Raw genomic sequence first — 20316 nt, 5'->3', positions numbered from 1 at the left:
AAAAGAAGAGAAAAGGGGACAGAAAAGGGGACGGATTTATTTGTTTGGTTTGTGTGATGACCAGTAAATAGATCTGTCCGCTATTTCCGATAACCGCCCCGTCAGCCGTGTTACCGTCCTACCGGACATCAAAGCGTCGAGCAACGCCCATAAATACCTGATCGAAACCAACCCGGTCCTCACCGACCTCAAGCAGTTCTGAGCTCGGATTACCTGCTGTCCAATTTTGGTTACGACCCGGACAACAGCGCCAAGCGACTGGGCGATGGTCTGTATGAACAGCGCCTGATCCAGCAGGCCGTCGTGGCGCGTACCGGTCAGCGGTTTATCGACGGCCAGACCTCGGACGAAGCGCTGTTCAAGTACCTGATGAACAACGCCATCGCCAGTAAACAGGAACTCAACCTGGCGCTGGGCGTCAGCCTGACGGCCGAGCAAGTCGCGGCGCTGACCCACGACATTGTCTGGATGGAAAACGCCGTGGTGAACGGCGAACAGGTGCTGGTGCCGGTGCTGTACCTGGCCAACGCCAACAACCGCCTGGCCGCCAACGGTGCGCTGATCCAGGGCAGCGACGTCACCCTGATCGCCGGCCAGGACCTGAACAACACCGGCACCTTGCGCGCTACCCACAACCTATCGGCCACCGCGGGCAATGATCTCCCACAGGGTTTTGGGGACTATTGGTCTTTTATTGCGATGCACATGTCCATTTCCATCACGCCGGTGTTCTCATCGTAGGAAGCCTCCACCGGGTACCGTTCGAAACCCGGACGCTGGTCGTAGGCCAATCCGCTTTCCGGCATCCACTGTCCGCACAACTCACCCCACGCCGCCGGGATTTCACTGGCCGGTCCTTTGAAGTGAGCGACGGCGTAGCGCCCGCCGGGCAGGTGGGTGACGGCGAGCGGGTATTTGGGTTCGAAGTCGGCGGGCACTTCGACGCAGGCGTCGTAGCGGCAGTATTGCGCTGGCGTGGCGCTGGGGTCGTCGTGGCCGATGCCGTAGCGCACGCGGTTGAGCAGGTTGTTTTCGATCATCCAGGGGGCGACGGTTTCGCGCCAGAAGGTGCCGATTTCCGGGCCGTAGGGGCCGGTGTAGCGCAGGTAGGCGACACGGGCGGGGGGCAGGGTTTTGAGGGTGACGTTCATTGTCTTGGCCTTGTTTCTAATCTGGGGACTTTGTGTTGAATGGTTGGGCCTCTTCGCGGGCAAGTCGGATCGCCGCACCGCCGCTCCCACAGGGGCCTGGTGTGAGCACATATCTTGTGTACAACACAAAACCTGTGGGAGCGTGGCTTGCCCGCGAAGGCCGCGCCTCGGTGCCTGGGGGGCTAACCACCATGACAGCAGCTCGACTTCTCCTGTTCCTCATATTTGTCGTGATGCCGCACCCACTCCATGATTTCCTCCTCGTTGCGACCCTTGGGCGTCAGGTCGAGGTAGTTGTAGGCGCCGACCAGCAGGTCCAGGCCTCGGGCGTAGGTGGAGTAGGTATGGAAAATTTCGCCGGCTTCGTTGCGATAAAACACGCTGAGACCGGGGAGTTCTTCCTCGGAGCCGTCGGTTTTTTCGTAGTTGTACGTAGCCTTTCCGGCGGCGACCTCTTCGGCTCGGGCACAGACGCCAAAGTCGTAGTTGAAATCGCATCCTGCCGACGACACCCAGTCGAACTTCCAGCCCATGCGCCGCTTGAACGCCTGGAATTCAGCGAAAGGTGCGTGGGAAACCGCTACCACGGCCACGTCATGGTGGGCCAGGTGCTGGTTGGCGCCGTCGATGTGATCGCTCAGGTACGAGCAACCGGGGCAGCCCTCGTCCCAACCCTCGGCGAACATGAAGTGGTAGATGATCAACTGACTGCGGCCACCGAACAGGTCCGCCAGTTTCAGTTCGCCGTTGGGCCCCTGGAAGCGGTAGTCCTTGTCGATTTTAACCCAGGGCAGGGCACGGCGTTCGGCGCTGAGCTTGTCCCTTTCCTTGGTGAAGGCTTTCTCGCGGGCCAGGTGCTGTTTGCGGGCGGCGAGCCATTCTTCCCGCGACACGACGGGATGGTTCTGGATGTTCATATTGATTTCTCCTGCGTGGGGCGGGGAGGTGACTTACACAGCCTAGTCGTTTGGCTTGCGTGGATTTCGACATGCCGCCGGTCGGTCGTCAGCAAATGCCCGGCTGATGGACAGCAGTATTCCCGGCAATGATCACCAGCGACAGGTGCTGGACGAGCAGGCTCGCTCCCACATGGGACTTGTGTTGCAGTCAGCCTTGTTTCGCCGCTTTCAGGCACTTCAAGTCGCTGAAGTCCTTCCTCACACCTTCAATTTTCTTCAGCAAGCGTTCACGCTGGTTCGACGTGCTTTCAGCCATCAGATCCACGAACAGTGAACGCGCCTGGGCCTCGGTGTTGGCAAAGGCCTGATGATAGGCGGGTGTCCACAAGCTCTCGCGATTGACCAGAAGTGTCTCGATGCGTTGTGGGAATTGGGGACTCTGGCGTTGCGCAACGGCCGCACTGAACTGCTTCTGCCAATGGACGCGGTTGGCAAGCCACTGGGTGTTCTGCTCGCCCAGGGCGCTGGACCATGTGGCTACCCGCTGTTGCTGGGTGGTGCTCAGTGGCCCGAGCCAGTCATTCAGGCGCTTCTCCATGCGTGCGCCGCGTTCCCTGATCTGCTGGTCGAGGGAAGGTTTGAGGTATTCCTCCTGGCGTTTGCGCTGGTCCTTGGCAAAGGCGTCGTTCATTTCGGCGACTTGCTTGTCATCCAGCCCTTGCAGCAACTCGATGGCCGACGGGGTGATTTCCCGCGCGGTCTCGGCGATCGCCTGTTCGGCTTCGTGGGCGCGGGCCTGCAAGGCGGCATCGGTGACCTGGTTGGTGGCGATCATGGTTTGCAGGCGGTCCAGCCAGTCGAGGTAGCCGGGCAATTGGGTGGTGCAGTGCCAGCTCAGGTGTTCCTTCAGGCGTTCGTTCAGCCAGCTTTTTTGCTCGCCGTTCATGTCCAGGTAGTCGCTGAGCGTCCACGGGATGATCACATCGAGATTGCGGTAGGCCAGGCCCACGCGGCTGCACGCGCCGAGGGTGAGGGCGATGGTCAGCACAAAGGCGATATGTTTGAACCAGCGGGACATGGGCGAATCCTTGCGAAAGCCAGCCTTCGGGGTCTGATTCTCATGTGAACCCGGGAGGAGCCCGGCAGTTCAGCCGATCAATAGAACGGGCGTTCGGCCTTGAGTGTAACCAGCCCGTCGCATTGGCTGTTGTGTCCGGCATAGGCCGAGCAACCGCTGCCGCTCAGGCTGGAGTCACTGTAGATCAGGTCGAGGTCGACGCCCATGAACGGGCGGGACAATTTCAGCGACCAATCGGTAAAACTGCCTACATACCCGCCATCCACCGCCACTGGCGTATTGAATTGGTGGGCGGTGTATTTCAGGCTGATACCGACACCGAACGGTTGATTACCGCTCAAGTCAGCGAACAGGGTGTTGTTCTGTTTGTCCGGGTCGTCGCTGAAGGCGATGCCGAAACGGCTGCCGAGCAAGGTCAGGCCGCCGAACAGTTCCTGGCTGTCGGGTGTCGTGACTTCCGGGTAGCTGTAGCGGATCAGGCCCACTTCGTAGCCGAGGGTTTGGTCGAAGGGTTGTTTAAAGCCCATGTAGGAATCGATCTCGAGGTTTTTCCCCGGGCTGATGCCCATGCTGGGCGACCATTGGCCCACGTAGAAACCGCTGTCGTGGCTCAGGTCCAGGCCGCCGTGGAACGAGCCGACGGCCGAGGGTTTGACCAGGCCTTGGGCCATGCTGCGGGTGGGGGTGGTGCCTAGCTTGAGGTCGAAGCCCCCCAGCTCACGCTGAAAGATTTGTGCGTGTGCTACGGAGCAGGCCAGCAGGCTGGCGAGCAATGCCGATAGATAGAAAGGTTTGAACATGCGTCACTCCATGAACAGCGAGGGCAGGCTGGTGAGCCCGCTGGAACGCTTGATCCAGACGCGTGCAAGGATACCGGCGAATGATCGGCAATGAAGGCCGTTCGTCGATTTTCAGAGGATTTGATAGTGTGGCGCAGGGGAGAAGCGAGGGTTCCAGTCCAAGCGCTTCGAAGCTCAAAGCGCTTTGGGACCAGGTGACGCGAGGGGATTACTTTTTGCCCAGGGTGATCTGCTTGGACGGGCCGAACGTCTGGCCGCTGACGCCTTTGGCAATTTGCTGGATTTCACCGCCGGACTTGAGGAACGCAGCGATCTGGCTGTTGATCGATTCGCTGGTTTCGACGGCTGGAGCTGGCTTTGCTTTGCTGGTGGATGCTTTTACACGCATGGCGGCCATTAACCTATAGAAAATTAACTTGGCCAGGCATCGTACAGGAATTACCTGATAATTGCTTGGCAAATATCCCCTCGGCATATTCGTGAGGGCGGGGTAATTAGTCGTCGGCCAATATTCGAAATAAGCACCTAAGCCGCTGTTTTAACTAAAAACATTGCCCGCAAAAATACCGCGTTAGGCTTGCCTGGGCATGGCGTAAATGCCCGGATCGGCCTGACGAGCGGCCAGGCGCGGGATGAAACCCCGGGAAAATTAAGGGTTTCAGAGGATTTTCTTGCGCCACCGGGCCGGCTGCCAAACGCAGCGCTTAAAACCGGGTAGAATGCCGCCCACGCAATGAGGGTATTGGACATGGCTTTAGTCGGGCGTTACAACAGTTTGCAAGTGGTTAAACACACTAACTTCGGTTTATATCTGGACGGTGGTGCGGATGGCGAAATCCTTCTGCCTAATCGTTATATTCCAAAAGATATTCCTAGCGAAGATGAAGACTGGCTCAACGTTTTTATTTATCTGGACAGCGATGACAAACTCATCGCAACTACTGAAAAACCGAAAGTTCAAGTTGGTGAATTCGCCAGTTTGAAAGTTGTTGAAGTCAACAGCATCGGCGTATTCCTGGACTGGGGGTTGCCGAAAGACCTGTTGCTGCCGTTCTCCGAAGAGAAGCGTCAGATGACGGCGGGCGAGTATGTGGTGGTGCACGTCTATCTCGACAAGCACACCCGTCGCATCACCGCCACCGCGCGCCTGGACCGCTACCTGGACAAGACCCCGGCCAACTACACCGCGGGTCAGGAAGTGGATCTGCTGGTGGCCGAAGCCACGGACATGGGCTTCAAGGCCATCATCAACAACAAGCACTGGGGCCTGATCCACAAGAACGAAATCTTCAAGTTCATGCGCGCCGGTAAAGAAGAAAAAGGTTTTATCAAGGAAGTTCGCGCCGACGGCAAGATCAGTCTGAGCCTGCAACCGGTCGGCCAGGAAGCGGCCACCAGCCTGAACTCGAAGATCCTCGCCAAGTTGCGTGAAAACAACGGCACCCTGGCGGTGAGCGACAAGAGCGATCCGGCGTTGATCAGCAGCCTGTTCGGTGTCAGCAAGGGCAACTTCAAGAAGGCCATTGGTACGTTGTACAAGAATGGCCAGATTGTCATTCATGCCGATCGTATCGAACTCAGTTGATACGCTGACAAGACAGAGGGCCAGGATGGCGCAAGCAGAGAAGTAGAGGTCTCTGGCGGGCGGCATTTTCTGGCCTTCTGGTTAATAATCGACAACATGATTCTTCGCCCCGGTGTTTTCTTTTCAACGAGAAGGCCGGGGTTTTGCTTTTTTTCTGCCGAGTCTTTGCCATGGATTGTGTCCTCGAGGTGTTTCGGTGAGCGCCACCCGGCGCAGCGCCGACGGGTTTGCCCTGCAAGTGATGGTCGGGTTGTGCCTGGTCTGGGGCGTGCAGCAGGTGATGATCAAGTGGGCCGCGGCCGATATCGCGCCGGTGATGCAGGCGGCCGGACGTTCCGGTATGTCGGCGTTGCTGGTCGGGCTGCTGATCTGCTGGAAGGGCGGCTGGAACCAGGTGGGTGCGACCTGGCGCGGCGGTCTGTTGGCCGGCGCCTTGTTCGGCCTGGAGTTCTTCTTCATTTCCGAAGGCCTGCAACTGACCACGGCGGCGCACATGTCGGTGTTCCTCTACACCGCGCCGATCTTCACCGCATTGGGTGTGCACTGGTTGCTGCCCAGTGAGCGTTTGCGGCCGTTGCAATGGCTGGGGATTGTCCTGGCCTTTATCGGGATTGCCATTGCGTTTGCCGGCGGGGTGTCCTGGGACAACCTTGATTACCGCATGTTGATGGGCGATGCCCTGGGTGTGCTGGCGGGTGCCGCCTGGGGCGCGACCACGGTGGTAGTGCGCGCCTCGCGCCTGTCGGAAGCGCCGGTGACCCTGACGCTGTTCTATCAGTTGATTGTCGGCTTCTTCGGCTTGTTGTTGATTGCGCTGCTCAGCGGTCAGATCAGCCATGTCAGCCTGACCAGCGTGGCGGTGGCCAGTGTGCTGTTTCAGGGCGTGGTCGTGTCGTTCTTCAGTTACCTGATCTGGTTCTGGCTGCTGCGCCGTTACCTGGCGGCCAACCTCGCGGTGTTTTCGTTCATGACGCCGTTGTTCGGCGTCACCTTCGGTGTGGTGCTGCTCGGTGAGGAACTGAGCCTGAACTTCGTCATCGGTGCCGTGCTGGTATTGGCGGGCATCACTTTTGTCAGCGCCGAGCAGTGGTTGCGCCGTCGTTTGCGCAAAGCCCTCGGGCAGTACTGACCGGCGCGAGCAAAAGACCGCCGGCGATCAGCAAGCCGCAGCCGGCGACCACCAGTGCCGGCTGCAAACCGCCACTGAAATGACTGCTCAGCGCCGCCAGCAATGGCCCGCTGAGCTGGCCCACGGCGAAACAGGCTGTCAGCAGGCCGGCATTGCGCTGGGTGGCATGGGGCGCCAGTTCCCGGGAGCGTTGCATCACCAGTTGCATGCAGGCCAGGAACGGCGTGCCGCACAGGACCACACCCAACGCCAAGCCTGGCCCGTTGCCCAGCAGGCAGGCGAACACGCCAGCGGCTTGCAGCCATAACGTCGCCATCAACCAGTGACTCGTTGCGCCAGGTTTTTGCCGCCGCAGACTCACCAGCACCACGCCGGTTGCCGCCGCCAGGCCAAAGCATGGCCAGAACAGGTCGGCCTGCCATTGGCCATGGAATTGCGCGTTGGCCATTTGCGACAAAAAGGTCGCCGGAATGATGTAGCCCAATCCGTACAAGCCATAGATCCAGCCCAGGCGAGCGATGCCTTGATTGCCCGACGCGCTGGCACTGGGCGCAGCCGTCGCGGTGACAGCCGGTTGTGGCAGGAACGGCAGGATCCCCAGCAACATCGCCAGTCCTGCGGCGGCATACACCAGCCACAAGGTGGCGGAAGTCTGGCCCAGCAGATTCGAGGCCAGGGCCAACAAACCTGTCAGAAAAATCCCCAACCCCGGTCCGGCGAAGACCAGGGCGCCGAGCCGAGGACGACCGGCCTCTGCCGCGAGTGGCTGGCTCAGGGCGGTAATCATCACCAGCACCCAGGCACTGGCCACGCCGGTGCCGAAACGCAGGAGCAGGTGCGACCAGAAACCATTGGCCCAGAACGACGCCAGGGTCAGCAGCACGCAGAGCCACAGTCCGCCGAGCAAGCGTCGGCGCACTTGCGCGGGACGTCGGGAAAACATGGCGTCCACCGCGCCGATGAAATACCCGAGGTAGTTGGCGGCGGCAATCAGCCCGGCGGCGGTCAGGTCGATCTGGCCTTCGCTGAGCAGGTGCGGCAGTTGCGGTGTTAGGGCAAAACGGCCGATGCCCATGGCCATCATCAGGGCAACGAAACTGGCGGATAAGCGGATCAGGGGAGACATGGTCTGGATTCCGTCTGGAGGATCAATGACCGTCAGGCTAGGACTGATTGACTTTCTTTAAAAATGAATAATAGTGAGTAACTTGTTCTTTTTTGGAGAATGTCGTGGAATTCAGCCAATTGCGCATCTTCCAGGCGGTGGCGGAAGAAGGGTCCATCACCCGGGCCGCCGAACGGCTGCATCGAGTGCCGTCGAACCTGTCGACCCGGCTCAAACAGCTGGAAGAGCAACTGGGTGTCGAACTGTTCCTGCGCGAGCGTCAGCGCTTGCAGTTGTCGCCTGCGGGAAAAGTCCTGCTGGACTACACCGCCAGGCTGTTTGCCTTGCGCGATGAAGCCAGCGCGGCAGTGCAGGGTGGGCAACCGGCGGGCGACTTCGTGCTCGGCACCATGTACAGCACGGCAGCGATTCACCTTCCGGGGCTATTGGCGCACTACCACCGTTTGTATCCGGCGGTGAACCTGCAAGTGCAATCCGGCCCCAGCGGTGAATTGCTCGAAGGCCTGCTCACCGGTCGACTCGATGCGGCGCTGGTGGATGGCCCCCTGGAACTGGCCGGGCTCGACGGGGTGCCCTTGTGCGACGAGCGCCTGGTGCTGATCAGCGAGGCCGACCATCCACCCGTGCGTAGCGCGCTGGATGTGCAAGGTCGTTCGGTGTTCACCTTTCGCCAAGGCTGCTCCTACCGCATGCGCCTGGAAGCCTGGTTCGCCCATGACCATGCGGCCATGGGCCGGGCGATGGAGATCGAGTCCTATCCGGGGATGCTGGCGTGTGTGATTGCCGGTTCCGGCGTGGCGCTGATGTCGGAGTCGATGCTCGCCAGTCTGCCGGGCCGCGAGAGTGTGGCCGTGCATCCGTTGGCCGAACCGTTCGCCAGCGCTACCACCTGGCTGATGTGGCGCAAGGGCATGGTCGGGGCCAACCTGAATGCCTGGATCGAGCAGCAACAGGTGGTTTTTCCGCCGGCACGGGTGCGGGCGCAGGAAATTGCCTGAACACAGGCTGATTGTGATTGATTCAGTAACAGATCATTGCGACTTTGCGCGAGCATTGCACAGGACTTCGGACTATTATCAGTGCGAAGGGGCTACAGAACTTTGGCCGCTCGGCACTACCCTGAAGGGGGCACCATGAAAGAGAAAATTCAAAACTGGCTGCATGACCTGGGTGTGGCTCTCGGTTTGATCGAACCGCCTCTGCAACCCGTGCCTGTTCGTACTGACGACGAACAGCGCCGACGCCAGCAGCGTCGCCGGTAATGGCAGATAACATCTGACAGGTGAAAGGTTTTCCGTGGCGAGGGAGCAAACTCCCTTGCCGCTTCGTGTACGTTTGAACGCCAGCCTTAGTACCGCCCAATCTCCAGCAAAAACCGGCTCAAATCATTCGCCGTCCTGACGGTCTTGAGCATCCGGTCTTCCTCCGCGGTAAACGCCGTTACACCCAGTTCATCTTCCAGATGGAAGATCAGCTCTTCGATATCTTTTTTATCCAATCCCAATTGCGCCAGGCTGGCGTTGTCGTCGAAGTTATCCCGGCCTTCCAGCAGGCGGCTGATGTAGCGATGTACGACAGCACGAAGGGCAGCTTCTTTCATGATCGTTCTTCGAGGAGGTGGGTGTAGGTCTCCCTGCCGGTGCAGGTCCTGCCGTTGAGTACAGCAGGCTTTAGCCGTGTGAGCGCTGCCATTCGTCAATCATGCTGCGCAAATGCTCCCCGGAAAAACTGCCGAAATGCCCGCCATGCACCGTGCGGATCGACAGCTCACGCAAGCGTTGCAGGCTGCGCGCGTAGTCATCGAGGTTGGAGTGGTAGGCGTCTTCGATCAGCGGGCCGTCGTAGATGATGTCGCCGCTGAACAAGGTCTCGGTGGCGGCTTCGTACAGGCAGATGCCGCCCGGTGAGTGTCCCGGTGTGTGCACGACGTGCAACACCCGATTGCCCAGGTCCAGCACATCTCCGTCTTCGACAAACCCCGTGGCCGGTGCGGCCTTGACCCGGTATTCGGCGTAGCACAGCGGGCAATCAGGGTGCGCCTCGAACATGTCGTCGCCGACGAAGGCTTTGCTCAGGTCGTTGTCGCCATCGGGTGCGGCGAGAATGTCCGCCTCGGCCGGGTGCACCAGCCGTTCAGCGAATTCGTGATGACCGGCGATGTGATCGAAATGGCAGTGGCTGGCCACGGCCACCAGCGGCCGTTCAGTGATCCACGGCAGTTGCTCGCGCAGGCTGACCAGGCCCGAGCCGCTGTCCAGCAGCAGGTCTTTGTCACGGCCCTGGATGTGCCAGAGGTTGCAGCGGTAGAAGGGGCGGATGTACGGCTCGTGAATCAAGCGGATGCCGTCACTGAGTGGTTTCACCTCGAACCACTGGTTGCGAGAAACAATCTTCATAGTTCATTTTCTCCAGGCGAAAAAAAACGAGTGTGGCAACCGACGCCACACCCGTCGAAGAAAGCATCAAGTCGTTATGTTCAGCTTAGGCAGCGCTGGCCACTGCTGCCGGGCGGCGGGACATCAAGCTCACCAGCACGAAACTCACCAGGCCTACACCGAGGCTGTAGTAGATCGGGCTGTTGGCATCCAGACCATCCTTGAACATGAACAGCAGGGCAGTGGCGAAGCCCATGCCCATGCTGGCGATGGCGCCGGCGGTGGTGGCACGTTTCCAGAAGATCGCACCGATCAGCGGGATCAGCATGCCGCCTACCAGCAGGTTGTACGCCAGGGTCAGGGCGCTGATCACGTCGTTCACGACCAGAGCGATACCCAGCACCACAATACCGGTCAGCATGGTGACCAGGCGGTTCAGGCCCAGGCTCGACTGTTTACCGCCGCGCAGTTTCGGCAGCAGGTCTTCGGTCAGGGTGGTGGCAGCGGCGAGCAGGCCGGCGCTGGCGGTGGACATCATGGCGGCCAGTGCAGCAGCAATCACCAGTCCACGGATACCGTCCGGCAGAGACAGTTTGACGATGGCGGCGAAGGCGTTGTTGACGTTATCCAGATCCGGGATCAGCACGTGAGCGGCCATGCCGATCAGGGCGCAGGCCAGACCATAAACGATGCAGTAGATACCGGCAGCAGTACCGGCAACCTGAGCCACTTCAGCGGTCTTGACGGTGAACACCCGTTGCCAGATGTCCTGACCGATCAGGATCCCGAAGAAGTAGATCATGAAGTAGGTGATGATGGTGTCCCAACCGATGGTAGTGAAGCTGAAGGCGGTTGCCGGCAGTTTCAATACCAACTCATCCCAGCCGCCAACGCGGTACAGGCAGATCGGCAACAGTATGAACATCAGGCCGACTGTCTTGATCACGAACTGGACGATGTCGGTCAGGGTCAGGGACCACATGCCGCCAATGGCCGAGTAGATCACCACGACGCCACCGCCGAGCAGAACGGACACCCAGAATGGCAGGCCGAACAGCACTTGCAATACGGTGCCGATAGCCAGGATCGAAACCACGCCGATCATCAGCGCGTAGGCCAGCATGATCACCGCGCTCGCCGAGCGGGCCATCGGGTTGTAGCGTTTTTCCAGCACCTGGGTAACGGTGTAGATCTTCAGTTTCAGCAGCGGTTTGGCGAGGAACAGGTTCAGCGCCACGATCCCGCAACCCAGCGCCGCACACAGCCAGAAACCGGAGATGCCGTGCACGTAGCCCAGACGCACGGTGCCCACGGTGGACGCGCCACCCAGGACGGTGGCAGCCATGGTGCCCATGTACAGGCTTGGGCCGAGGTTACGACCGGCGACCAAAAAGTCTTCGTTGGTCTTGGCCTTGCGCATGCCGTAGTAGCCGAGTATCAGCATCGCGGCGGCGTAGATGAGTACGACGAATAAATCCAAAGCCATTGTTGCGTGTCTCCGATTGTCTTTTTTATGGTGGAACTAAGTTGCGTTATGGCTATGGGGTGGTTTTTGTGGCGAGGGAGCTTGCTCCCGCTGGGCTGCGAAGCAGCCCCAAACCCTGCAAAGGCGTTTCTTCAGGAAAAACCCATTAGCCTGTTTTGCGACTGCTTCGCAGTCGAGCGGGAGCAAGCTCCCTCGCCACAGAGGTCACCTCATGGCCCTGTCTTCAAAAAATCAGGCGGCTTGACGCATCGCCGGTTTAGCGAGCGAATCCGTGCTCTGGCTGCGTGAATCGTTCGGGCCGAACACTGCGCTCGATTCCGGGAACAGGCTCAGCAGCGCCAGGTACACCAGCGAAGCCAGGCCCAGGGTCACCGGCAGGCTGATGTCGATACCACCGGCCATTTCGCCCAGCGGCCCGACAAACTGACCCGGCAGGTTGACGAAGCACAGGCCGACGGCCGCGCTCGGGATCCAGGCACCCAGGCCACGCCAGTTCCAGCCGTGGGTGAACCAGTAGCGGCCACCTTTCTCGCCGCGGGTGAACACTTGCAGGTCATCCGGGCAGTAGAAGCCGCGACGCACCAGCAGGCCGATGATCATGATCACCATCCACGGGGTGGTGCAGGTGATGATCAGCACGGCGAAGGTCGACACGCTCTGCACCAGGTTGGCCGCGAAGCGCCCGATGAAGATGAAGGCAATCGACATCACACCGATCAGCAGCGTGGCCTTGACCCGCGACAGCACCCGCGGGAACACGCTGGACATGTCCAGGCCGGTGCCGTACAGCGAGGTGGTGCCGGTGGACATGCCACCGATCACCGCGATCAGGCACACCGGCAGGAAGAACCAGCTCGGCGATACCGCCAGCAGACCGCCGACATAGTTGTTGGCCGCGATGTAGTCCGGTGCTTTGATCGCCACGATGGTCGCGGTGGCCAGGCCGAACAGGAACGGGATGAACGTCGCGATCTGCGAAATCACCACCGCCGCCATGATGCGGCGTTTGGAGGTGTCACGCGGAATGTAGCGCGACCAGTCGCCGAGGAACGCACCGAAGGAAATCGGGTTGCTCATCGCCACCAGCGCAGCACCGATGAAGGCGGCCCAGAAACCGGGTTGCCCCATGTTGACGGTGCCGGCGTAGTTCGCATCGAAGGGACCGGCGAAGGCGAAGATGCCCAGCAGGAACAGCAGGCTGGCACTCCACACGGCGATCTTGTTGACCCACAGCAGGAAGCGGAAGCCATAGATGCACACGGTCAGTACCAGGATCGCGAACAGACCGTAGGCAAGGCCCAGGGTCAGGTCGGTTTCCGGCAGGCCGATCAGGCGTTTGGCGCCACCGATCAGCGCATCCCCCGAACTCCACACCGAGAGCGAGAAGAAGGCGATGGCGGTCAACAGCGACAGGAACGAGCCGACGATCCGCCCGTGCACGCCGAAGTGCGCACCGGAAGACACGGCATTGTTCGTGCCGTTGATCGGGCCGAACAGGCCCATTGGCGCGAGGATCAGCGAACCCAGCAATACGCCCAGCACAATCGCCCAGACGCCCGCCTGGAAAGACAGGCCGAACAGTACCGGGAAGCTGCCGAGGACGGCGGTGGCAAAGGTGTTGGAACCACCGAAGATCATCCGGAACAAGTCCGTCGGGCCTGCGGTGCGTTCGTTGTCCGGGATCTGTTCGACCCCGTGGGTTTCAATTTGAGTAAGGCTTTGGTCTTTGTTGTTGTTATTCATGATCAGCTCCGATCATAAAGGCGCGCTCATCGTGCGTGAGCGTCACCTGTGTTGGCTAAGGGGTTGGCAGCCCTTCCGGCATCGCGGACAAATGTTCGTGGCAGGCCAGCCATAGGCCTTGTTGTTCTTGGCCAGACGCTTGTTTCTTGAAAACAATCGTCTCGCGCTCCTGGCTAAAGTGCTGCTCCCCTTGCATGCGCAACTCGGTGGCTACGTCATGGATGAAAATCGCCACGTCACCCTGCAGGCTGACGAATGCGTTGCTTGAGGTGCACGAGAGCACCTCGAAGCCATCCTCCGAGCGCCAGCCGTCCCACATCGCCTGATAGGCGTCGCGCGACAGCAGGGGCTGTTCGAGGGTGTAGAAGACGAAGCTGGCGTCGGCGCTGAACGCGCTGAAGTAGACTTCGCGATCGTTACGGGTAAAAGCGGACACCAGATCGGCGGCGGCTTTGAGCACCTGATCACGTTCATTCATGACCAATCCTCAGCGGTGGACTACGCCAGGCAGTACGCAGAGCATTTCGTACAGCAGGTTGGCAGCCAGCAGCGAGGTGTTGCCGGTGGTGTCGTAAGCGGGCGAGACTTCTACCAGATCGCAACCGACCAGGTCGAGGCCTTGGCAGCCACGAACGATCTCGATCGCCTGAATGGTCGTCAGGCCACCGATTTCCGGGGTGCCGGTGCCAGGTGCCCAGGCCGGGTCGATGCCGTCGATGTCGAAGCTGAGGTAAACAGGGCCGCCGCCGACTTTCTCGCGGACTTCAGCCATCAAAGGCTCCAGCGATTTGTGCCAGCACTCTTCGGCCTGAACCACACGGAAGCCCTGGTTGCGGCTCCAGTTGAAGTCGTCAGCGGTGTAACCCTGGGCGCGCAGGCCGATCTGCACGACGCGGTCTGGGTCCAGCAGGCCTTCTTCAACAGCGCGACGGAAAGTCGTGCCGTGGGCGATTTTCTCGCCGAACATGTGATCGTTCACATCGGCGTGAGCGTCGATGTGCACCAGGCCGACCTTGCCGTGCTTTTTATGAATGGCACGCAGGATCGGCAGGGTGATGGTGTGGTCGCCGCCCAGGGTCAGGGGGATCACGTTGTGTTCGAGGATGTCGTCGTAGGCTTCTTCGATGATGCGAACGGCGTCCAGCAGGTTGAAGGTGTTGATCGCTACGTCGCCGATGTCGGCAACCGACAGCGAGTCGAACGGAGCAGCACCGGTGGCCATGTTGTAAGGACGGATCATCACCGATTCGGTGCGGATATCACGAGGCCCGAAGCGGGTGCCAGGGCGTAGCGAGGTACCGATGTCCAGAGGCACGCCTACGAAGGCAGCGTCCAGGCCGGCAGCGGTATTCAAATGGGGGAGTCGCATCATGGTGGCGATGCCGCCGAAGCGCGGCATTTCGTTGCCGCCCAGTGGTTGGTGAAGAATCTTGTCCACGGGTAGGGCCTCATCGTCGTTGTTTTATTTATTGGATTGCGCCGTTCACGGGAGTACGGGCGAACCTTGTGGCGCCGATTCTGCGAAATGTAGTGGCCGGGAAGAATCGCTACGGGCAAATACTTAGTTCAGATTTTTCTAAACTAATGGCTGGGACAGCGATAGACTTAAAGTGCTCCGCAGAATCCTGTGGCGAGGGAGCTTGCTCCCGCTGGGGTGCGAAGCAGCCCCAAACCATTCACCTCAGTGCGGCAGACAAACCACATGAGCAGGTTTTACGACTGCTGCGCAGCCGAGCGGGAGCAAGCTCCCTCGCCACAAGAGCAGGAGTCCCCATGGCCAACGCTTTACCCGACCTGAAACTATTGCGCATCTTCGTCAGCGTGGTGCGCCATCAGGGGTTCGCCAACGCCCAGCAGGAGCTCAATCTCTCGACGTCGGCCATCAGCACCTACATGAGCCAGCTCGAAGCAGCCCTCGGCCTGGTGTTGTGCCATCGCGGCCGTGGCGGGTTCAGCCTGACCAGCAAGGGCGAGTTGTTCCATCAGGAAACCCTGCGTCTGTTGGGCGAACTCGAAGGCTTCGAGCAGTACGCCGCCGCCCTCAAGGGCGAGTTGCGCGGTACGTTGAACCTCGGGGTGATCGATTCCACTGTCAGTGACAAGGCCTTGCCGTTTGCCGAGGCCATCGGCGCCTACAGCCAGGAACACCCGGCCGTGCACTTGCACCTGTCGGTGATGAGCCCTTACGAATTGCAACTCGGGGTGCAGGACAACCGTCTCGACCTGGCCATCGGCGCGTTTTCCACGCGCATGAGCGGCCTGGTGTACATGCCGCTGTACCGTGAACAACACTGGTTGTATTGCAGTACGAGGCATCCGCTGTTCAATGAGCGGCGCATCCCCGAGCAAGTCATCACCCAGCAGCGCATGGTCGGTCGTGGCTACTGGAGCCAGGCCGAACTGGCGCGCCACGGTTTCAAGCACAGCGCCGCGACGGTAGAAAGTATGGAGGCCCAGTTGATTCTGGTGCTGTCCGGCGCCTACATCGGCTATTTGCCGGAGCACTACGCCCAGGCCTGGGCCGACAAGGGTGACCTGCGGGTGTTGCTGCCGGCGACCTTTGGTTATCAGGCGCCGTTCTCGATGATCGTGCGTCGGGGGCGTAGCCGCGAGCCGCTGATCCAGACATTCCGTGATCTGCTCAAAGCACAACTGAATCAGGCATAAAGACGATGTCCAGAATTCAATGTCCGCGTTGTCTGCGCCCGCAAACTCATTGCCTGTGCCCGTTGATTCCCAGCCTCGACAGCCGCACCCGGGTACTGTTGTTGCAGCATCCGAGCGAAGTGAATCATGCGTTGAACACTGCGCGTCTGGCGGCGTTGGGCTTGAACAATGCCGAGTTGATCGTGGGGGAAGTGTTCGAGGATTTGCCGGCGCTGTTGAATCAGCCGGGGTATCGGGCGCGGTTGCTGTTTCCCGGCGACGATGCCCAACCTATGCAGGCTTGTGCCGCGACGGACGAACCCTTGTTGCTGGTGGTCCCCGACGGTACCTGGCGCAAGGCGCGCAAGATGCTGCACCTCAATCCGCTGCTGGCGGCGCTGCCGAGGGTGACGCTGGCCGAAGGCGGAGTGTCCCGTTATCGCCTGCGCAAGGCACCGGGGCCGGGGGCGTTGTCGACGGTGGAGGCGATTGTGCAGGCGCTGGAAACCCTCGAAGCACCGGCGATATTTGCGCCGTTGCTGAAGCCGTTCGAGGCGTTGATCGAGGGGCAGATTGCGGCGATGGGGGAGGAGGTTTACCAGCGTAACCATGGGTCGAAATAGTTGTTGTTTATACTGGTCCCATCGTGAGCAGGCTCGCTCCCACAGGGGATTTTCGGTGGTTACAAAAATTGTGTTCACCGAAGAGCCAATGTGGGAGCGAGCCTGCTCACGATGGCGGTGGAACAATCACAGAAGATCTTGAATAGTGACTACCGCTCCCGCATCGCCTCGGTCCGCGCTTTCAATACCGGTTTAAGCAAGTAATCCAGCACCGTTTTCTCCCCGGTAATAATGTCCACCGTCGCCACCATCCCCGGAATGATCAGCAGCGGTTTGACGTCCCCGCCCAAATGGTTTTTGTCGGTACGCACCTGAATCAGATAGAAGCTGTTGCCCTTGTCGTCGGTGATGGTGTCGGCGCCGATCAACTCCAGTTTGGCGCTCAGGCCGCCGTAAATGGTGTAGTCGTAGGCACTGAACTTGACCATGGCTTTCTGGCCCGGATGCAGGAATGCAACGTCCTGTGGACGGACCTTGGCTTCGATCAGCAGGTTGTCTTCCAGCGGCACGATTTCCACCATGTCACTGCCGGGCTGGACCACGCCGCCGATGGTGTTGACCTTCAACACCTTGATGATGCCGTGCACCGGCGAGACCACGGTGGTACGGGTCACGCGGTCGTCGATGGCAATGCTCGAGGCCGTGATTTTCGACAGGTCGGTGCGTTTCTCGTTCAGCTCTTTTGCCGCTTCCGAGCGAAAGGTCTGTTCCGATTCATCAATCTTGCTTTTGATCTCGTTGATCGCCGATTCGGCCCGGGGAATCGCCAGGGTCGTAGCGTTCAATGAGCCGCGAATCTCCACCGCGCTGCGTTTGAGCCGCAGGATTTCCACCGGCGACACCGCACCGGTGCCCACCAGCGGCGTGGACATGTTCATCTCTTGTTGCAGCAGCGCCAGGCTGGAGCTGAACTGCCCCTGTTTCGAGCGGAACTCTGCCAACTCCTGGGTTTTTTGCCGAAGTTGCTCGGACAGCGTGCGCTGCTCGCTGGCGAGTCGGCGTTGCCGCTGTTCGTACAGCGAGCGCTCGTCTTCAGCCACTTGCGGAGCCTTGGCGATCACTTCTTCTGACAGCTTGAACGGCCGGCCTTCGGCTTCGGCCGAAAGCCGTTCGACCTGCGCGGTCAAGGCATAGCGATCGGCTTCGCTTTCGCCCTTGTTCGACAGATAGCGGGTGTCATCCAGGCGCAGCAAAGTGTCGCCCTTGTTCACCATTTGCCCTTCACGGACGAAAATTTCAGTAACGATGCCGCCCTCCAGGTTCTGGATCACCTGGACCTTGCTCGACGGAATCGCCTTGCCTTCGCCCATGGTCACTTCCTGCAACACGGCGAATTTGGCCCAGACCAGTGCGCTGACCACCAGCGCGGCGGCCAGCCACACGGTGATTCGCGACCAGCGCGGTGAGTCCTGCAAGGAGGCGCCGGCGGTTTCCGGCATGAACTCGGTTTCGGCACTTTTGTTGAAACTGTCGAAGTAGCCACGGGATCCTTGATCGGCAGACATGGACGACTCCTAGACGGCCGCAGAGCCGACACGGCCCTTGCGCAGTGCATCGATGACCGCTTCTTTCGGACCGTCGGCGACGATCCGTCCGTTGTCCAGCACCACCAACCGGTCCACCAGGCTCAGCATCGAGGTGCGGTGGGTCACCAGCAGGATGGTTTTGCCCTCGACCCAGCCGTGAAGTTTTTGCCGCAGGACGTCTTCGCTGCTGTTGTCCATGGCGCTGGTGGGTTCGTCGAGCAGCATGATCGGCGGGTCGAGCAACATCGCCCGGGCCATCAATACTGCCTGGCGCTGGCCGCCGGACAGCAGTTGCCCACGTTCGCCCACGGGCCGGTCGAAGCCTTGCGGGTGTTGCCGGGCCAGTTCGGTGACGCCGGTCATTTCCGCCACTTCGAGCATGCGAGAGTCGCTGATATAGCGCGCGCCCAGAGTCAGGTTGTCGCGCAGGCTGCCGGCCAGCAGCGGCAGGTCGTGGGCGACATAGCCGATTTGATGGCGCAGGTCGGCGACGTCCAGTTGCCGCAGGTCCAGGCCATCGAGCAGCAACTGGCCTTCATCCGGTTCATAGAACCCCATCACCAGTCGCGCCAGGGTGCTTTTGCCTGAGCCACTGCGGCCGATGATGCCGATGCGCTCACCGGGTTTCACACTGAAGCTGGCATTGGCCAGGGCGGGAGAGCTCTGGCCGTTGTAGTGAAAGGTCACTCCGACAACATCCAGCGCGCCTTGCAGTTGGGTGCGCTCCAGCGGCCGTTGTCTGGCGTCGCGCTCCTGGGGCAGGCCCATCAGCGCATCGGTGCTTTTCATGGTCAGTTGCGCTTGCTGGTAGCGGGTGATCAGGCCGGCGATCTGTCCCAGTGGCGCCAGCACCCGACTGCCGAGCATGTAGCTGGCCACCAGGGCGCCGACGCTGAGGTTGCCTGCGATGATGCTATAGACCCCGGCGACGATGGTTGCCATGCCGGACAGTTGCTGGATGAACAGCGTGCCGTTGGTGGCCAGGGCCGAGAGGTTGCGTGCGTGGCTGTCGAGGCGGGTGAGGGCGCCGTGGGTGCTTTCCCATTTGTGCTGGCGTTCGCTTTCGGCGCTGCAGGCCTTGAGGGTTTCCAGGCCGCTGAGGGTTTCGATCAGCAGTGCCTGACGTTCGGCGCCGAGGCTGAGGCTTTTCTGCACGGTGTCGCGCAGGCGCACCTGGATCACCATGGCGAAGAGGATGGTGATGGGAAATGCCAGTATCGGGATCACCACCAGCCAGCCACCGAGCAGGCCGATCACCAGCAGCATCAGCAGGCAGAAGGGCAGGTCGATCAGGCTGGTGAGGGTCACGGCGGTGAGAAACTCCCGCAGGCCCTGGAAGTCATGAATGCTTTGGGCGAAGCCACCGATGGTCGCCGGCCGCGCTTTCATCGCCATGCCGGTGATGCGCTCGAACAGGGTGGCCGACAGGATCACATCGGTTTTCTTGCCGGCGGTATCCAGCAAATGCGCACGCACGACCCGCAGCACCAGTTCGAACACGGTGCCGATCAGCAGTCCGATCGCCAGCACCCACAAGGTCGAGGTGGCCTGGTTCGGCACCACGCGGTCGTAGGTCTGCATCACGAACAGCGGTACCATCAGTCCCAGCAGGTTGATCAGGAAACTCGCGAGGATCGCATCGCTGTAGAGCCATTTCGACAGCTTCAGCGTATCGCGAAACCAGGCCTGGACCCGTGGCACCAGCGGCGAACGCAAGTCTTCGAGTTCGTGGCGTGGCCGGGCAAACAACGCCTGGCCACTGTAGTGTTCGGCCAGCTCCTCGGGGCTGAGCCATTGTTCGCCGCCGTCGGCTTCGCTGGGCAGGATCAGCACCTTGCCGTCTTCGCCATAACGGCGCAGGACGGCCGTGCGGCCGTTGTTGAGCAACAGCAGCACGGGCAGGTTGAGCGCGGAGATGTCTTTGAGGTCACGGCGCAGCAAGCGCGCCTGCAAACCGGCCCGGGCCGCTGCACGGGGCAGCAGGTCCAGGCTCAGGCGTTGGTGTGCCATGGGCAGCCCGGCACTCAGGCTGGCGCGGCTGACCGCCGCGCCGTGGAGTTTGCAGAGGATCAGCAGACCGTCCAGAAGCGGGTCATCGAAGCTCAGTCGCGGATCGACACCGGTGTTGCCAGGTTCCATGCTGGTCATT

20 protein-coding genes and 1 pseudogene are annotated in these 20316 nt (G+C 60.6%); 7 read left to right on the top strand and 14 right to left on the bottom strand.

Annotated elements, in window-relative coordinates; all coding sequences use genetic code 11:
* Positions 1-100: 100 nt before the first annotated feature.
* Positions 101-663 (top strand): annotated as a pseudogene (locus AC1DVE_RS12560) (hemagglutinin repeat-containing protein); the annotation flags it as partial.
* A 17-nt stretch (positions 664-680) separates the two neighbouring features.
* Here the strand turns inward: AC1DVE_RS12560 and AC1DVE_RS12555 are convergent.
* The 5 genes from AC1DVE_RS12555 to AC1DVE_RS12535 all read right to left on the bottom strand — a co-directional run bounded on the left by AC1DVE_RS12555 (position 681) and on the right by AC1DVE_RS12535 (position 4325).
* Complete coding sequence (locus AC1DVE_RS12555; protein ID WP_223458048.1) at positions 681-1151, bottom strand: AraC family transcriptional regulator; 471 nt, start codon at positions 1149-1151, stop codon at positions 681-683.
* Positions 1152-1333: 182 nt separating this feature from the next.
* Positions 1334-2068, bottom strand: a complete 735-nt coding sequence (locus AC1DVE_RS12550) for a DUF899 domain-containing protein (protein ID WP_223458050.1) — start codon at positions 2066-2068, stop codon at positions 1334-1336.
* Positions 2069-2258: 190 nt separating this feature from the next.
* The gene (locus AC1DVE_RS12545; RefSeq protein ID WP_223458052.1) at positions 2259-3128 is read right to left on the bottom strand and encodes a DUF6279 family lipoprotein; all 870 of its coding nucleotides are present in this window, start codon (positions 3126-3128) and stop codon (positions 2259-2261) included.
* A 77-nt stretch (positions 3129-3205) separates the two neighbouring features.
* Entirely contained in the window at positions 3206-3928 is a 723-nt protein-coding gene (locus tag AC1DVE_RS12540; protein WP_223458054.1) for a TorF family putative porin, read from the bottom strand.
* A gap of 208 nt (positions 3929-4136) precedes the next feature.
* Complete coding sequence (locus AC1DVE_RS12535; protein ID WP_015096330.1) at positions 4137-4325, bottom strand: hypothetical protein; 189 nt, start codon at positions 4323-4325, stop codon at positions 4137-4139.
* Positions 4326-4676: 351 nt separating this feature from the next.
* On the opposite strand from AC1DVE_RS12535, the gene AC1DVE_RS12530 reads away from it, so the two are divergent.
* Both AC1DVE_RS12530 and AC1DVE_RS12525 read left to right on the top strand, forming a co-directional pair.
* Positions 4677-5513: a CvfB family protein gene (locus AC1DVE_RS12530; protein WP_223458056.1), complete on the top strand. Its 837-nt coding sequence runs from the start codon at positions 4677-4679 to the stop codon at positions 5511-5513.
* Positions 5514-5709: 196 nt separating this feature from the next.
* On the top strand, positions 5710-6642 hold the full coding sequence (locus tag AC1DVE_RS12525) for a DMT family transporter (RefSeq protein ID WP_223458058.1): 933 nt from the start codon (positions 5710-5712) through the stop codon (positions 6640-6642).
* Here AC1DVE_RS12525 and AC1DVE_RS12520 read toward each other — a convergent pair.
* A complete protein-coding gene (locus tag AC1DVE_RS12520; RefSeq protein WP_223458060.1) occupies positions 6587-7768 on the bottom strand; it encodes an MFS transporter in 1182 nt (393 codons plus the stop codon). The genes AC1DVE_RS12525 and AC1DVE_RS12520 overlap by 56 nt on opposite strands.
* Positions 7769-7872: 104 nt before the next feature.
* Between AC1DVE_RS12520 and ptrR the strand changes: the two genes are divergently transcribed.
* Entirely contained in the window at positions 7873-8766 is an 894-nt protein-coding gene (ptrR, locus tag AC1DVE_RS12515; RefSeq protein ID WP_223458062.1) for a putrescine utilization regulator PtrR, read from the top strand.
* Between the two features lie 135 nt (positions 8767-8901).
* Complete coding sequence (locus AC1DVE_RS12510; RefSeq protein WP_007972508.1) at positions 8902-9030, top strand: PA1414 family protein; 129 nt, start codon at positions 8902-8904, stop codon at positions 9028-9030.
* An 86-nt stretch (positions 9031-9116) separates the two neighbouring features.
* On the opposite strand, the gene AC1DVE_RS12505 is transcribed toward AC1DVE_RS12510, so the two are convergent.
* The 6 genes from AC1DVE_RS12505 to speB all read right to left on the bottom strand — a co-directional run bounded on the left by AC1DVE_RS12505 (position 9117) and on the right by speB (position 14810).
* The gene (locus tag AC1DVE_RS12505) at positions 9117-9368 is read right to left on the bottom strand and encodes an acyl carrier protein (RefSeq protein ID WP_223458064.1); all 252 of its coding nucleotides are present in this window, start codon (positions 9366-9368) and stop codon (positions 9117-9119) included.
* A gap of 70 nt (positions 9369-9438) precedes the next feature.
* Positions 9439-10164 carry an MBL fold metallo-hydrolase gene (locus AC1DVE_RS12500; RefSeq protein ID WP_223458066.1) on the bottom strand — a complete coding sequence of 242 codons (726 nt, stop codon included), beginning with the start codon at positions 10162-10164 and terminating at the stop codon, positions 9439-9441.
* Positions 10165-10249: 85 nt separating this feature from the next.
* Complete coding sequence (locus tag AC1DVE_RS12495) at positions 10250-11629, bottom strand: sodium:solute symporter family protein (protein ID WP_223458067.1); 1380 nt, start codon at positions 11627-11629, stop codon at positions 10250-10252.
* Positions 11630-11860: 231 nt separating this feature from the next.
* Positions 11861-13372: a purine-cytosine permease family protein gene (locus tag AC1DVE_RS12490; RefSeq protein ID WP_223458069.1), complete on the bottom strand. Its 1512-nt coding sequence runs from the start codon at positions 13370-13372 to the stop codon at positions 11861-11863.
* A 55-nt stretch (positions 13373-13427) separates the two neighbouring features.
* A complete protein-coding gene (locus tag AC1DVE_RS12485) occupies positions 13428-13850 on the bottom strand; it encodes a YybH family protein (protein WP_477783954.1) in 423 nt (140 codons plus the stop codon).
* 9 nt (positions 13851-13859) lie between these two features.
* The gene (gene speB, locus AC1DVE_RS12480) at positions 13860-14810 is read right to left on the bottom strand and encodes an agmatinase (protein WP_008018246.1); all 951 of its coding nucleotides are present in this window, start codon (positions 14808-14810) and stop codon (positions 13860-13862) included.
* A gap of 335 nt (positions 14811-15145) precedes the next feature.
* Between speB and AC1DVE_RS12475 the strand changes: the two genes are divergently transcribed.
* Both AC1DVE_RS12475 and AC1DVE_RS12470 read left to right on the top strand, forming a co-directional pair.
* Complete coding sequence (locus tag AC1DVE_RS12475) at positions 15146-16039, top strand: LysR family transcriptional regulator (RefSeq protein WP_007972518.1); 894 nt, start codon at positions 15146-15148, stop codon at positions 16037-16039.
* 5 nt (positions 16040-16044) lie between these two features.
* The gene (locus AC1DVE_RS12470) at positions 16045-16641 is read left to right on the top strand and encodes a tRNA-uridine aminocarboxypropyltransferase (protein WP_223458073.1); all 597 of its coding nucleotides are present in this window, start codon (positions 16045-16047) and stop codon (positions 16639-16641) included.
* Positions 16642-16790: 149 nt separating this feature from the next.
* Here the strand turns inward: AC1DVE_RS12470 and AC1DVE_RS12465 are convergent, their stop codons facing one another.
* Both AC1DVE_RS12465 and AC1DVE_RS12460 read right to left on the bottom strand, forming a co-directional pair.
* A complete protein-coding gene (locus AC1DVE_RS12465; RefSeq protein ID WP_223458075.1) occupies positions 16791-18146 on the bottom strand; it encodes an HlyD family type I secretion periplasmic adaptor subunit in 1356 nt (451 codons plus the stop codon).
* 9 nt (positions 18147-18155) lie between these two features.
* On the bottom strand, positions 18156-20315 hold the full coding sequence (locus AC1DVE_RS12460) for a type I secretion system permease/ATPase (RefSeq protein ID WP_223458076.1): 2160 nt from the start codon (positions 20313-20315) through the stop codon (positions 18156-18158).
* Position 20316: the final 1 nt, after the last annotated feature.

The organism is Pseudomonas sp. P4_B4 (assembly GCF_056402255.1).
This window is presented reverse-complemented; position numbering and strand designations above follow the sequence as displayed.